Raw genomic sequence first — 13,979 nt, 5'->3', positions numbered from 1 at the left:
GCCGGCCGAGGGGAGACCCCCGCGGCCCCCGCAGAGCTCCCCCAGAGTGTGGGTTCCGTAGTGCCGCATCGCCGCGACCATGATGCGCGCGGCCGCCTCGGCGTCGGCGTCGGCCCGGTGGTGGCGGCCCTCCATCCGGTGGCCGATCCGCGAGCACACCGTGGGCAGCCGGTGATCAGGCAACCCCTGCCAGGTCCGGCGGGCCAGCGCGAGCGTGCACGCGTAATCGAGGCCGGGCCAGGCCAGCCCGGAGTGCCCGCACGTCTGGCGCACCACCCCGATGTCGAAGGCCGCGTTGTGCGCCACGAGCGGATCGCCGCCGGCGAAGTCCAGGATGGCCCGCAGAACATCATCCCACCGGGGAGCCGCGGCGACGTCCTCAGCGGTGATGCCGTGGATGGCGGTGTTGCGCGGGGAGAAGAAATCCACGGTGCCCGGCGGCCGGATGAGGGTGCTGTACCGGCCGACGATCCGCCCGTCGGCGACCCGGACGAGCCCCACCGCGCAGGCGCTGCCGCGATCCTGGTTGGCGGTCTCGAAGTCGATCGCGGTCCAAGTGTCGCCCACTTCGCCCCCCTGCGGATCTGGATCTGCGCCCGGCCTTCCACGGTGCGACGTATCCTACGGCGCGCACGGCGGCCAGACGAAACGCCCCAGTCCGGCCCCACCCGCCGGCGCCGCGTGAAACCTCCGCGACACCAGGCCCACCCACGCTCTACGCTGACCGTGTGGGGCGACTGGACGAAGAAGTGCACCGACTCGCGCGGCGGCTGTGGGACTTCCACACCGCGCCCGCCTCGACCGGCGGCGACCAGGACCTCCTCCTCGTCCTGGGCAGCCATGACCTGCGCGTGGCGGCCCACGCCGGCCGGCTGTGGGCCGCTGGGCTGGCCCCTCTCGTCGTGTTCTCCGGCGACCGGGGGCGGCGCACGACCGGCACGGACGACCACGGCCGCTGGCAGCGCCCCGAAGCCGAGGAGTTCGCCGAGACCGCGAAGGCCGCGTCCGGAATGCCCGACTCGGCCCTGCTGCTGGAGACCAGGGCGACCAACACCGGGGAGAACTTCGCGCTCAGCCGCGGCCTCACCACCGCACGGGGCCTGTCGGTACGACGCGCCGCTGTGACCGCCAAGCCCTACATGGGGCAGCGGGCACTGGCCACGGCGGCCGTGCACTGGCCGGGCGTGACCTGGACGTTCCACTGCTTCCCCGGCGGCTACCCGGGGTACCCCAACGAGGACCACCCGGCTGGGGAACTGGTGCACTTCCTCGTGGGCGACCTGCAGCGCCTCGGCGTCTACGCCCGGCGCGGCTGGAGCGCACCGGTCGACATCCCCGCCGAGGTACGAGAGGCCTACGTCCGGCTCGTGGCGCGCGGGTTCACCGCCCACCTGCTCCCGGACGAACCGGCCGAAGCGGTTTCAGGCTGACCCCCGCCCCAACCGGTACGAGCGGCCAAGGACACGCGAATTGCCACCGAACTGGACGACCAGACCCGAGACCGCCGGCGACGCCGAGGCGGTCCGGCGGGTCAACCTCGCCGCCTTCTTCACCACCGCCGAGGCCGACCTGGTGGACGCGCTGCGCACCGACCCGGCCTGGCTTCCCGGCCTGTCGTGGGTGGCCCACGACCCCGAGGGCACCGTCGCCGGCTACGCCCTGCTCACCCGCTGCCACGTCGGCGAAGCCCCTGCTGTGGCTCTCGCGCCCACAGCGGTACTGCCGGCGCACCAGAGGCAGGGCGCGGGCAGCGCGGTCATCCGCTCCGCCCTGGAAGCGGCACGCTCCCGCGGCGAGACCCTGGCCGTGGTCCTCGGCCATCCCGAGTACTACCCCCGTTTCGGGTTCACCCGCGCCTCACGCTTCGGGATCGGCGTCTGCTTCGATGTCCCCGATGAGGCGCTAATGGCTCTCAGGCTCACCGCGGCCGACCCGGTCCCCAGCGGACACGTCCGCTACCCGGAGCCGTTCGGCGTGTGAACCCGCGCCGGCGGAACCCGCCGGCCCGCTCGGCGTTCACCCCGCGAGCCGGGCGGCATTGGCTTCGCGGCGGGCGAAGACGTCCTCGGCCATCTCGTCCATCCGCTTGAGCACCTTCTTGCGCTCGCGCTTGGACAGGCGGTCGATGTAGAGGCGGCCCAGCGTGTGGTCGGTCTCGTGCTGCAGGCACCGCGCGAAGTACCCGCTGCCCTCGATGACCAGCGGGGTTCCGTCCTTGTCGAAGCCGCGCACCACCGCGTGTTCGGCCCGGGCCAGCTCGGCGTGCGGGCCGGGGACCGACAGGCACCCCTCGTTCTCCAGAACCAGCGGGGTCGCCTCAGGTGCGCGCTCGCCCAGAACCGGGTTGAGGAGATGGCCGACATGCCTGACCCCGTCGTCGTCGGGGCAGTCGTAGACGAACAGCCGCAGGTCCACGCCGACCTGGTTCGCCGCCAGGCCGACCCCCTCGGCGACGTACATCGTGCGGAACATGTCGTCGATGAGCCGGGACAGCTCCGAGGTACCGAACCGGCCCTCCTCGACGTCCCGGTTGCGCCGGTGCAGCACGTCCTCCCCCACCATGGTCACCCGCAGCACCGAGCCGCGCTCGGCCTCGGGAGCCATCTCGGGGTAGGACTCCACCGGATGCCCCAGCACGCGGACCCGGGTGTCGACGGACTGGTCGGAGGTGGACTGCTCGGGCATGGGGCTCGTCTTTCCGGTACCGGGGATGCACACCGCCGCTTTCCCACTGAGAGCGACCTTCGCAAAATAACACAAACGCGCAGGTCAAGCCGATCCAGCGTTTGCGCCGCTCATCGCCCCCTGCCTCCCGCGGCGCCCGAGCCCCCGTCAGCGGAACCAGGCGTTTCCCTGGGTGAAGCAGCGCACCAGGTAATCGCGCAGCGACACCACGACCAGGCGGCGCTGATCAGTCTCGTGATCCCACACGACGATCCCGGGCCCGTAATCGGTGTGCACATAGGCGATCTGGGGCCCATGTCACTGTCGCCGAAGAAGATCATCTCGTCCAAGGGAGCATAGAGCTCAAGGTAATCGGGTTCGGAACGCATGGCGAGGTTGTCCTCGACGACCCGTTCGGCCGACCAGACCACGGCATCGCCGTACTGGTTGTGCACCCCGTTGCACTCGCCCAGCAGCGACCCCAGCTCGAAGGGCAACGGCAGGGACAGCACCTTCTCGATCTCGGCAATCGTCGCCTCGTCCGCCGGCCCAGGCAATTCCGCTTCGGGGTACAGTTCACCGATCAGTTCACGCCACACAGGTGAATCATCACAGGTCGCGCCAAGGTGCGGGAAACCGGCGGCCGCGCGTCTTCGAATCCGCCCCGGAATCCACCACTATGCCGACCGCGCCACGGCCCCGTACGAAAGGCCTACCAGGGCGGTCGGGCCAGGGCGACCCACGCGGACCCCGCCCGCCCAAGCCGCGCCGGTTGGACATCGTCCCGGCTGAAATGGGATTATCGGTCAACAGCCCCCGTCACAGGGGGTGCGGGGCGGTGCGGTAGCAAGTGTCCCCCGGGCTCCAATCAATGCCTTCGCGGAATACCGCGTTCGGCGCCTGCACAGCCAGGCGCCCGGACGGTCCCAAGGAGCCGCGTTGTGCCGCGCGCCGAGAGGCGACCGCCGTACCGACCCCAGATGCCCCACCGCCTCAGGCGGCGGGGCATCACTTTTCCAGCACGCCCGACCGGGCCCTGACCACCCTATGGCTCCCCGCGGACAGGCGATCCGCGGAACAGCCGGCCCGACCACCGCGCAGGCATCAGCGCCTCGAACGCTGTAGCGCGCACCGGCGCGGCCGCCCCGAAGGGCCGGCCGCGCCGGCCGCTTGGGCGTGCGCGGTCTCAGGACTTCAGGGAGTGGCCTCCACGTGCAGCGCCAGCACTCCGTCGGTGGGCACGGTCGCGGTGAAGGTGCCGTCGCCGCCGACCTCGTAGGTCTCCTCACAGCCGCCCGCGGTGACGTCGCAGTAGGTGCCGGCGGGAAGCGACGTCCGGAATGTCCCCGCCAGCTCCGCGTCCTCCCGGTTGAACACGGCGAACCCGGATCCGCCGCGGCCGAAAGCGGCCTGGCCGCCGCCGTTGTCCCACCAGTCGGTGATCCCGGCGCCGTGGGTGGCCGAGCGGAACCCCACCATGCCCGCGATGGCCTGGTCGCGGTGCTCGCACACCCAGGCCTCGTCGTCGCATTCGACCGCCGCCGTCGTCCCGTCCTGCTCAGCGGGCGGGCCGGCATCGAAGTCGCCGGCGCCGAAGTCGAAGCTGGACATCACCTTGGGGGAGCCGTAGGGGTGGGCGAGCATGAACGCCGACGCGACGTCATAGGCGGCGCCGTCCTTGTAGGTCAGGACCGGGTTCTCGCGCTGGGTGTCGTGGTTGTCGACGAAGACGGTCGCCTGGTCGCCCCTCAGAGCGTCGGAGCCGCCCAGTCCGGCCAGCCCGGAGAGGTCGCCGGCGCTGACCGCGCCGCTGAGCCGGCGGCTGTAGGCGAAATCGGTGACGTCGCCGATGTGGGTGTACTCCGCCGGGCTGATCGCCTCGTCCTCGATGACCTCTTGGAAGACGTGGACGTCGCCCTGCACTCCGGACATGACGGCCGCCACGTCCTCGGGCGGCATGTGCTTGGCGGCGTCCACCCGGAACCCGGCCACCCCCAGGTCCGTGAGGTCGTTGAGGTAGCCGGTCAGGGTGGCGCGGACGTACTCCTGACCGGTTGCCAGGTCGGCCAGGTCCAGCAGTTCGCAGTTGCGGACCTCACCGGGATCGTCCCAGTTCTCGATGGTTTCGCGGCACTCGCCGAAGTCGGCGTCCTGGTAGATGCCGGGGTAGTGGTACTTCTCGAACCCGGAGCCGGCGCTGCCCACTCCGCTGCCGGCCGAACCGGTGCCCGTCATGTGATTGAGGACGGCGTCGACATAGATGTCGACGCCCGCCTCAGCGCAGGTGCCGACCATCGAGCGAAGTCGTCGCGGTCACCTCGGCGGCTCTCCAGCCGGTAACTGACCGGCTGATAGTCCTGCCACCAGGGGTGGCCTTCCTCCTCCAGGACCACGTGCTCCTGCGGCGGCGAGACCTGGACCGCGTCGTAGCCGTTGGGGCCCAGGAAGTCGGTGCATTCTTGGGCGACCGATTCCCACGGCCACTGGAACAGGTGCACGATCACGTCGCCGCCTCCGGCCTGCGCCGCCTGGCCGGAGGCGGCGGGCGAAGGGGCGTCGCCAAGGGCACTCGCCTGGTGGGAAAGGGGCGCGGCGACGGTCGCGGCCGCGCTGAGGAGCGCGGCCGCGACCCAAACGGTTCCCGGGGGTCTCATGGTCCTCCTTCGTGGAGCGGGGGTCGGAGCAGGCCGTCGAGCGGACATGAATTCCCTTGCGTAAATATTGCGCAAAAATTTCAATATCCGGGCAAGGTAACAGACGAAAAACCCGACGGGAATCCCCGATCCGCGGCCATCCACCCCGTCACGGACCGCAACACACCTCGTCGACCAGGAAGAAAACAGAGCACCCTAGAGAAGCCGTCCACCAATGCGGCCCCACTCGCCCGGCCACTATCCACCCAGGTCACTCACGCACGCCCGCAAAGAACACAACAGTGCCGCAAAAAATTACCCGAACATTGCTTCGCCACACAGAGTGACACGTCCGGTTCCCGGCGTTCGCCCCGCTTTGGCACGGAACCACCCGAACCCGCCCGGATGCTGGGCCCCGCACCGCCGACCACGGCTCAATGAGACCGTGACCTGCCACCACGACGGATCTCGCACAGAGGGGGCCACATGCGCACCACCCGATGCCACCGGATATGGCTGCTCACCACCGCGATGACCGCCCTCGCCCTGGCCGCCACGCACACCCCGGCCGCCGCCGACACCTACCCCGGCGCCACCACCAGCCACTACCTCCCCCTCACCGGGAACGACACCGACCGCGCCGCCGCACACGAAGCAGGCTGCGCCGAAGGCCGAGCCGGGCACGACGGCATACGCTTCCTCGCCCTCGGTACCCAGGAGGACAACGGCCTACTGCGCCGGCCCGGAGTCGGCGCCACCAGCACCAGCGAACGCACCCCCACCGAACAGGCCGCCGCCGCGGCCCGCTCCTGGGCGCAGGGCTTCACCGAATGCCGTACCGACGACGCCCACGCCGAACTCGCCCTGACCGTCAACAACAAATCCGACGGCGACACCAACGGCGCCGACGCCGGCCGCCAATGGGCCGACATCGTCGACGACGCCGCCGCGGCCGACAACAGCGCCGTGACGATAACCGGCGGAATCGACGCCGAACCCTCCTGGTCCTCACCCGAATGGGCACGCAACTGGGTGGACGCCTTCACCGAGGCCACCCACCGCACCCTCTACGCCGGGAACTCCGCCGACGGCTGCCCGCAGCACGGCTCCCCCGCCACCCCCTGCAGCAACGGCTGGACCCTCGCCGACGTCCACTACGTCTCCTCCGGCGCCGCCTCCTCGATCGAAGCGGTCCCGCAGATCTACCGCACCGACGGCACCCAGGCCCGCCAATGGGCCGCGATCAGCGCCTGGGGCGCCCGAAACGGCCAAGGAACCATCCGGTTCGCCGGCGCCATGTCCCAGAACACCGCCTGCAGCCAACGCGGCGACTGCTCCCACACCGACAACACCCCCGAAGCGGCCTGGAACCAACTCTGGGAAGAACTCAACACCCACCCCGAGACCCAGATCCCGGCGCTGCCCACCGCCACCGACATCCGCTGGCCCTGACCCCGGCACCACCGCGAAACAGCCGACCCGCGCTCGCACTCACCCCCGACCACCGATCTCAGGCACCTGGTACAGGCCGTCGATCTCCTCGGAGAACGCCCGCAGGATCATCTCCCGGCGCAGCTCACCCGTAGGCCGCACCAAACCGCTCTGCACGCTGAACTCCTCAGCGAGCACGTGGAACGCCCGCACCCGCGCCTCCGCCGACACGACGCCGTTCGCCTCGTGCACCACCGCCTGCACCTCACGCAGCAGCTCGGGATCGGCCGTGATCTCCCCCGCCGGCATCGACAACGGGCGGTTGTTGACCAACCGCCAGTACTCCACCTGCTCCGGCAGCAAAGTGATCAGCGCAGTCGCATAGGGCCGCCCCTCCACAATCACCATGGCCTGGCTGATCAGCGGATGCTCGCACAACCGCCGCTCAAGTGCCACCCTCTGCTCGGCCTCCGAGGACTCCTCCCGCACCGCCCCGGTCGGGGCACCTCCCTCCGAGCCGCGCTGCGGCGCCCCTTCCTCACCCGCCGACGATGACGCGGGCAGGGCCGCCGGACCGGAAACCAGAGTGCTGCGCTCCGGAACCAGCCGGCTCGCCTGCGGGCGCAACCGCTCCCGCACCAACAGATACCCCTCGGCATCCATCTCGCCTCGGAAGCCAGTGGCCAGCCACCCGTTCCGAAACGCCGCCTGCGATGTCTCAGGACTGTTCCAGTACCCCGGGAACATCCCCGGGCCGCGCACATACACCTCGTCGTCGGACCCCAGCCGCACCTCGACCCCCGGCAGCGGCCGCCCCACCGTGCCCGCCTGCCGCTGCTCCGGGCCGTTCGCCACAAACGCCCCCGCGGTCTCGACCGTGCCGAACGCCTGATACACCGGGATATCCGCACCGCTGTAGAAACGGTCCATACGTTCCGACAACGGAAGCCCCGAGCAGACGATCAACCGCACACGACCGCCCAGCACATCCCGGATGCGCGAGTACATCCAGTCGTACATCATCCGCGACACGCGCTTCCACGCGCCCCTGCGGGAGGTCTTGTCGAAGCTCACGGCCAGGTCGGTGGCGGCGTCGAAGGAGTTCAGGTTGTCCCACCCGGCCTCACTGGCCCGGGCCCGCTCACCGCTGTGCACCTGCTCCAGCAGGTCCGCATCCGCCAGCAGGATCGTCGGCCTGAACGTGCGCAACTCCCGCAACAAGAACGCACCCGGCGGGAGGAACCCCAGACGCACCCGCCCCATGACACACGCCACCAGCGCCGCGTGCCCCTGGATATCGGCCAGTGGCGCACCCATCACCGCGGTGGCACGCCCCTCAGGGATCTCGGTGAGCGCCGACCCCAACCGCTCCAGCAACCCTTCGGCGGCGGCGAGGAAGTTCCCGTGCGTCAGCACCGCCCCACGCGTCCCCACCACCATGCGCACCGGATACAGCAAGGTGGCGGGGTCCTTGCGCGACGTCTCCTCTCTGCGGAACCGGATCGCCGTCGAATCCATGTAGGCGCCGGGCCTGATGATCGCCTCCAGCCCCGACTCGTCCAGCCGCCATGTCCGCCCCAGATCGGTGAGCTCATGCTGGACCCCGGCGACCGTGACCGCGTGCCGGCCGTCCTCCAAGATCACCGCCGCCGGCCGGCAATCCCGCAGAATATGCCGCAACCGCACCACCGAACAGCCCGCGTGCACCGGAACCGAAACCGCGCGCACCGCCCAGATCGCGAAATTGATCAGCACCCACTCATACCGTGTGCCGCACACCAGCACCACACGGTCACCCGCGCCGATCCCCGCAGCGATCAACCCTTTGGCGATCGCCGTCACCTCGCCGAGGAACTCACCCGCGGTAACACGCTCCCACTGGTCCTCGGCATCCTTGCGAGCGAACACCTCAGCGCGCGGCGCCGCCCCCACCATCTGGTAGGCCAGCTCACCCAACCCGTTGAGATTCCGGGCCTCCGCAACCGGATCAAACCGAAACTCGGGCATGCCCGACCGCTCCTCCGCACAAAGGGGAAAACAACCCCACCGGACCGCCCCCCGGATTATTCCGCAAGCCACGTGGACCTGCCCTACTGTGCACGCTCTCCTCACCCGGCGGCAACCCACCCATCCGCGCAGAACACGCAGAAAACGCCCCTTTCAGCGGCCTCCTCACCACTGAAGGGGGACACGCCGACGCGTCACCGCCCATACGGCGCCCGCGCGGCCCGGCACCCCCGGCGGAAACCCCGCTCCCGGATCCCACTGAAGAACTCGCGCGGACGCCTGCGACCAGAGCGCCCGGGGCCGCCATCGGCGACGCCGCCGACCACGTAGCCGGCAAACGCTTCGCCCGGGACACCCTCATCCACCGCTCAACGAGCACAGCCGCCGTCTCGACACAGCCTCCGGGACGACTCCAGAGAGTGACTCGCACACCGCACGACCATGCTCGGCTACAAGGGACCGGGGACACGCCACCACTGAACCCACCGACCACCTCCGCGCACTCAGCGAGCGGACCGCGCAGTGCCTGAAAACCCGGGCGGGAACACCCCACCCGAACCTCAAGACCCAATCATCCGACCTCAAACGGCACAACGAGCCGCCCGACGCCCCACAACCACGAACACCAGCACCGAAACCACACCAAGACCCAACATCACCGTCGTCATACTCACCAGCGTCGCCTCCCCCGTAGCGGTCAGCCCCGCCAGTGCCGCCAGCCCACCGCCCAACGCGAACTGCAACGACCCCATCAGCGCCGAAGCCGTGCCCGCCACCGACGGCACCTGAGACGAAATCGCCAGCGTCGTCGCATTAGGCAGGACGAACCCCATGCTGAACATCATCACGAAGAACACCGCCGTCAACGGCACCAACCCCGCCGCACCCGAGAACGCCAGCGCCACCAACCCGACCACCGCCACCAGTGCACTCACCAACCCGGCGGCGAGCCGGCGCGACGTCCCCACACGCCCGATCAGGAAACCGTTCACCTGCGTCCCACTGATCAGACCCACAGTGTTGATCGCGAACATCGCGCTGTACACCTGCGCAGACGCACCGAACTCATTCTGCGACACGAACGAAAAAGCCGATATATAGGTGAACATCATCGCGAAGCTCACCCCCAGAGTCAGCGCCGGCCCGACAAAACGCGCATCACGCACCAGCCGCCACACCGTCGCCAGCAGCCCCGCCACATTCATCGCCTGCCGCCGCTCCCGCGGCAGACTCTCCGGCAGCCAGAAGAACACCACCACGAAACTGAGCGCCGAAACCGAACCCAGCACACCGAAACACAGCTGCCACGACCCCACCAGCAGCAACTGGCCGCCCAAAATCGGCCCCAACAACGGCGCCAACCCTATGACCAGCATCAACCGGGAGAAGAACCGCGCGGCGTCGTCCCCCTCGAACAGATCCCGCACCACCGCACGCGAAATCACCGCACCAGCGGCACCGGCCACCCCCTGCACGAACCGCAACGCCACGAAAACACCCGCTGACGGAACCAGCATGCACAGGAACGACGCCACCGTGAACACCGCAACACCGACAAGCAACGGCCCCCGGCGCCCACACGCATCACTCAACGGCCCGATCACCAACTGGCCAAGCGCCAGCCCCACCATCATCGCCGTCAGCGTCAACTGAATCCGCGCCTCGGAAGCCCCCAAATCTTCCGCGATCTCCGGAAACGCCGGCAAATACAAGTCGGTCGCCAACGGCCCCGTCGCCGTCAGCAGCCCCAGGATCAGCACCAGCAAAGCGACCGGACGCCGCCCCCGCCGCCCAGCCGCTGCCTTAGCCCCACCAACACCACGATCCGACGGCGATAAACGACCCTGGGACACGCGGACACCCCACCCATCATTCGCTCAACGACAACAGGAACAACAGTCCCGCGAACACGGCACCACCGGTGCCAACAGCTCTCACGACCCCACACATCCGCGAAATACCGCGAGCAAAACGTGAGATCCCTAACAGCAGACCAAAAGAAGATTCACTGGTTTCGATCCGACCTCACGAAGGGTAATCGAGGCCATACCTTTCCCTCTGCCTCCGAAAGCTGGAAACGGCCACCGCATGACCAAAACCGATATTGCCACCCGATACCGCCGCTTCGCCCACACCGAAGCCCGAGACTCCTCCCCTCTCTACACCGAACTCGCCCTCGGCGTCGCCGACGACCCCGCTCTCCTCTCCCTCCTCAACACGCTCCCCCCCGACCAAACAACAACCCACCCTCCTCTTCGCCTGCGCCCGCCTCATCAACGGCACCCCGACGGACTTCCCGCAATTCCGCACCACCCTCCTCGACCAGTGGCACGACATCACCCCGCAAATGCAGCAACGCCGCACCCAAACCAACGAGCCCGCACGCTGCGCGCCCCTCTATCCCCTCCTCTCCGCCCTCCCCCAGCCCCTCGCGCTCATCGAGGTCGGCGCCTCCGCAGGCCTCTGCCTCTATCCCGACCGCTACGCCTACGACTACGACGGCACCACAACCGGAGACAGCACATCCCCCGTCCAGATCTCCTGCAGCACCCGCGGCCCCCAACCCCCCACAGGACACCGCCTCCGCATCGCCTCCCGCATCGGTATCGACCTCACCCCACTCGACGTCCGCGACCGCGACAACACCAACTGGCTACGCGCCCTCATCTGGCCCGAACACCACGACCGCACCGCCCGCCTCAACGCCGCCATCGACATCGCCGCAGCCGATCCGCCCCGCCTCATCCAAGGCGACCTCAACGAACGCCTCCCCGAAGCCGTCGCCGCGGCCCCCGACGACGCCACCATCGTCGTCTTCCACACCGCCGTCATGCCCTACCTGCCACAGTGGGAACGCCACTGCTTCGTCGAGCAGACACGCCACCTCGGTGTCCGCTGGATCGCTCAAGAGACCCCAAAAGCCCTCCCGCACATCACCGCGCCCGACCCCGACCCGCGCACCGGCTCCGTCCACCTTCTCAGCCAAGACGAACGCCCCATCGCCCACACCGCACCCCACGGCGACTGGATCCACTGGTTCAACTGACCGGTCTCCACGCCCCGGTGACCACAACCGGTCACCGGGAAACACCGCAGCGGCGGCACCCGCCCCCACTGAAGACAACGGAAAACAACCACGCATCACGGCCGATCAAAAACGGTCGCCACGCCCATCGGAATATCCAGGCCGCGTAACATCCGGTCAGCGCCACCAGCGAAATCAGGAACCGAATCCCCACGCCCCGGAAACCCACCGGATTCAGCCGGCTCCGCCGATCACCGCGTCGAATTCCACGACCACCGGACCCGGAATCGGAAACCCCGGCCGCCGGGCCGGTTCACCGACCGATAGGTTGCCAATATGTCCTCAGGCGACACCACCTTCATCGAACACGTCACCCAACACCTCGCCCAACTCAACGGAGTACAGGCCGTCACCCTCGGCGGATCCCGCGCAACCGGAACCCACACCCCTGACAGCGACTGGGACTTCGCCGTCTACTACCGCCACCGGTTCGACCCCGAAGAGCTCCGCGCCATTGGCTGGCCCGGCGAAGTATCCGGTATCGGCGAATGGGGCGGCGGCGTCTTCAACGGCGGCGCCTGGCTCACCATCGACGGCCGCAGGACCGACGTCCACTACCGCGACCTCGACGACGTCGAATACCGCATCGCCGAAGCCGAAAAAGGCCGTTTCGACATAGAACGCCTCATGTTCCACCTCGCCGGCGTCCCCACCTACATCGTCCTCGCAGAACTCGCCATCAACGAGGTCCTCCACGGCGAACTCCCCCAACCCGCATTCCCCGACGCACTGCGCGAGAACGCACCGCGCCAATGGCGGACACAGGCCCGACTCACCCTCGACTACGCCCGCACCGCCCACGCCGAGCGCGGCCACCTCACCCACACCGCCGGGGCCATCTCCGTAGCCGCCAGCCAAGCCGCACACGCCATACTCGCCGCCCGAGCGACCTGGGTCACCAACGAGAAGCGAATCCTCGGCGACGCAGGCCTGCGCGGTATCGACGACATTCTCGCCGGCCTCGACACAGAGCCCGTCACGCTCATGGCCGCCGTCGACGCCGTAGCCCAACTGCTGGAAAAGACCGTCGACGAAGCCCAAGACTCCGGCGCGCGCATCTCCCAGATCCGCTGACGCCCTACCGCCGGTAAATCAGGAACCCGGTCCGCGCCGCATAACGCGGTGCTTCACCCCCGCGACACCCGGCGGCGGGGGACATCCGGCAGCGCTGCGGGGCAGGCGCCGTCACGGTGCCCTGCCCCGGAGCGGCCGCACACAGGGCCGCGACCGGTAGAGCCGGACTCACCTCCGGCGGGCGCCCTCCCCGAGGGCTCGCTGTGTCACGGTACTGACCGGAGCCTGGTGGACTTCACCGGATTTCCCGGAGGGGGCCCTGGCCTTCAGGCCGGGGAGGAGAATCCGGGCTCCGTCAGGGGCGTCCCGGCGTAGCCGGGGCGGTCCGAGAACGAAGTTCGAAGGCAGCGAACCAGCCGGCTCACGCGTACCGTCCCTTTTGTAAGGTGTCGTACATGCGTACGGCGTACAAGTGCCGGAGCCTACCCGGACCCCGAACAAGCGGCCCAACTGGGACGCACGTTCGGCTGCGTACGCCTGGTGTGGAACAAGACGCTCGCCGAGCGCCACCGCGCCTACCACCAACGCGGCGAGAAGACCTCTTACAAGGCCACCGACGCCGCGTTGACCGGCTGGAAGAAGACCGCTGAGCTGGCGTTTTTGTCCGAGGTTCCCTCGGTTCCGCTGCAGCAGAGCCTGCGCCACCAGCACACGGCGTTTCAGAACTTCTTCGCCGGGCGCGCCCGCTAGCCCCGCTTCAAGAGCAGGAACGGGCGCCAGCGCGCGCACTACACACGCTCGGCGTTTCGTATGCGCGACGGGAAGCTGACCCTGGCCAAGCAGAAGGCGCCGCTTCGGTTCGTGTGGTCCTTCGACCAGGTCGACCTGTGCGCGCTGAACCCGACCATGGTGATGGTCTCGCGGGACCCTGACGGGCGCTGGTATTTGACGCTGTGCGTGGACACCGAGTCCCCTGCCCCCCTGGAAGAGTCCGGACACGCTATCGGTGTTGACCTCGGGGTCAAGGACTTCGCGGTGACCAGCGACGGCGAGCGTATCGCCAACCCGTGCCACCTTAAGCGCAAAGCCCGCAGCCTTGCCCGCTACCAGCGGCGCATGGCACGCAAGCAGCGCGGCTCCGCCAA

At 69.0% G+C, this 13,979-nt stretch carries 13 protein-coding genes and 1 pseudogene; 7 read left to right on the top strand and 7 right to left on the bottom strand.

Going from position 1 to position 13,979, the window contains the following annotated elements:
- Positions 1 to 567: 3'-5' exonuclease (locus VS93_RS24065; protein WP_046472149.1), on the bottom strand; the 567-nt coding region annotated here is incomplete at its 3' end.
- 161 nt (positions 568 to 728) lie between these two features.
- Between VS93_RS24065 and VS93_RS24060 the strand changes: the two genes are divergently transcribed.
- The gene (locus VS93_RS24060; protein ID WP_046472148.1) at positions 729 to 1,430 is read left to right on the top strand and encodes a YdcF family protein; all 702 of its coding nucleotides are present in this window, start codon (positions 729 to 731) and stop codon (positions 1,428 to 1,430) included.
- Between the two features lie 40 nt (positions 1,431 to 1,470).
- Entirely contained in the window at positions 1,471 to 1,980 is a 510-nt protein-coding gene (locus VS93_RS24055; RefSeq protein ID WP_046472147.1) for a GNAT family N-acetyltransferase, read from the top strand.
- Positions 1,981 to 2,016: 36 nt separating this feature from the next.
- Here the strand turns inward: VS93_RS24055 and def are convergent, their stop codons facing one another.
- The 4 genes and pseudogenes from def to VS93_RS29520 form a co-directional block, all read right to left on the bottom strand.
- Positions 2,017 to 2,685 (bottom strand): peptide deformylase, encoded by a 669-nt coding sequence (gene def / locus VS93_RS24050; RefSeq protein WP_046472146.1) that lies wholly within the window; start codon positions 2,683 to 2,685, stop codon positions 2,017 to 2,019.
- Between the two features lie 147 nt (positions 2,686 to 2,832).
- A pseudogene (locus tag VS93_RS24045) lies at positions 2,833 to 3,263 on the bottom strand (SMI1/KNR4 family protein).
- Positions 3,264 to 3,858: 595 nt separating this feature from the next.
- Entirely contained in the window at positions 3,859 to 4,959 is a 1,101-nt protein-coding gene (locus VS93_RS24040; RefSeq protein WP_156185001.1) for an alpha amylase C-terminal domain-containing protein, read from the bottom strand.
- Positions 4,896 to 5,318: an alpha-amylase family protein gene (locus tag VS93_RS29520; protein ID WP_156185000.1), complete on the bottom strand. Its 423-nt coding sequence runs from the start codon at positions 5,316 to 5,318 to the stop codon at positions 4,896 to 4,898. The genes VS93_RS24040 and VS93_RS29520 overlap by 64 nt, the downstream gene beginning before the upstream one ends.
- Positions 5,319 to 5,783: 465 nt before the next feature.
- On the opposite strand from VS93_RS29520, the gene VS93_RS24035 reads away from it, so the two are divergent.
- Positions 5,784 to 6,749 (top strand): hypothetical protein, encoded by a 966-nt coding sequence (locus VS93_RS24035; protein ID WP_156184999.1) that lies wholly within the window; start codon positions 5,784 to 5,786, stop codon positions 6,747 to 6,749.
- Positions 6,750 to 6,788: 39 nt separating this feature from the next.
- Here the strand turns inward: VS93_RS24035 and VS93_RS24030 are convergent, their stop codons facing one another.
- Positions 6,789 to 8,735, bottom strand: a complete 1,947-nt coding sequence (locus tag VS93_RS24030; RefSeq protein WP_046472145.1) for an AMP-dependent synthetase/ligase — start codon at positions 8,733 to 8,735, stop codon at positions 6,789 to 6,791.
- Between the two features lie 581 nt (positions 8,736 to 9,316).
- Positions 9,317 to 10,501, bottom strand: a complete 1,185-nt coding sequence (locus VS93_RS24025; RefSeq protein WP_046472144.1) for a multidrug effflux MFS transporter — start codon at positions 10,499 to 10,501, stop codon at positions 9,317 to 9,319.
- 338 nt (positions 10,502 to 10,839) lie between these two features.
- On the opposite strand from VS93_RS24025, the gene VS93_RS24020 reads away from it, so the two are divergent.
- The 4 genes from VS93_RS24020 to VS93_RS32135 all read left to right on the top strand — a co-directional run.
- Positions 10,840 to 11,781 (top strand): DUF2332 domain-containing protein, encoded by a 942-nt coding sequence (locus VS93_RS24020; protein WP_201776735.1) that lies wholly within the window; start codon positions 10,840 to 10,842, stop codon positions 11,779 to 11,781.
- Positions 11,782 to 12,096: 315 nt separating this feature from the next.
- Positions 12,097 to 12,894, top strand: a complete 798-nt coding sequence (locus VS93_RS24015; RefSeq protein WP_046472143.1) for a nucleotidyltransferase domain-containing protein — start codon at positions 12,097 to 12,099, stop codon at positions 12,892 to 12,894.
- A gap of 480 nt (positions 12,895 to 13,374) precedes the next feature.
- Entirely contained in the window at positions 13,375 to 13,584 is a 210-nt protein-coding gene (locus tag VS93_RS32140) for a DUF2974 domain-containing protein (protein WP_236700708.1), read from the top strand.
- Between the two features lie 60 nt (positions 13,585 to 13,644).
- The coding region (locus tag VS93_RS32135) for a transposase (protein ID WP_236700707.1) at positions 13,645 to 13,979 on the top strand (335 nt) is incomplete at its 3' end.

It is taken from the genome of Allosalinactinospora lopnorensis (assembly GCF_000981225.1).
GTDB classification, from domain to species: domain Bacteria; phylum Actinomycetota; class Actinomycetes; order Streptosporangiales; family Streptosporangiaceae; genus Allosalinactinospora; species Allosalinactinospora lopnorensis.
Note: the sequence above shows the minus strand (reverse complement) of the source record. Positions and strands in the feature narration are given on the sequence as shown.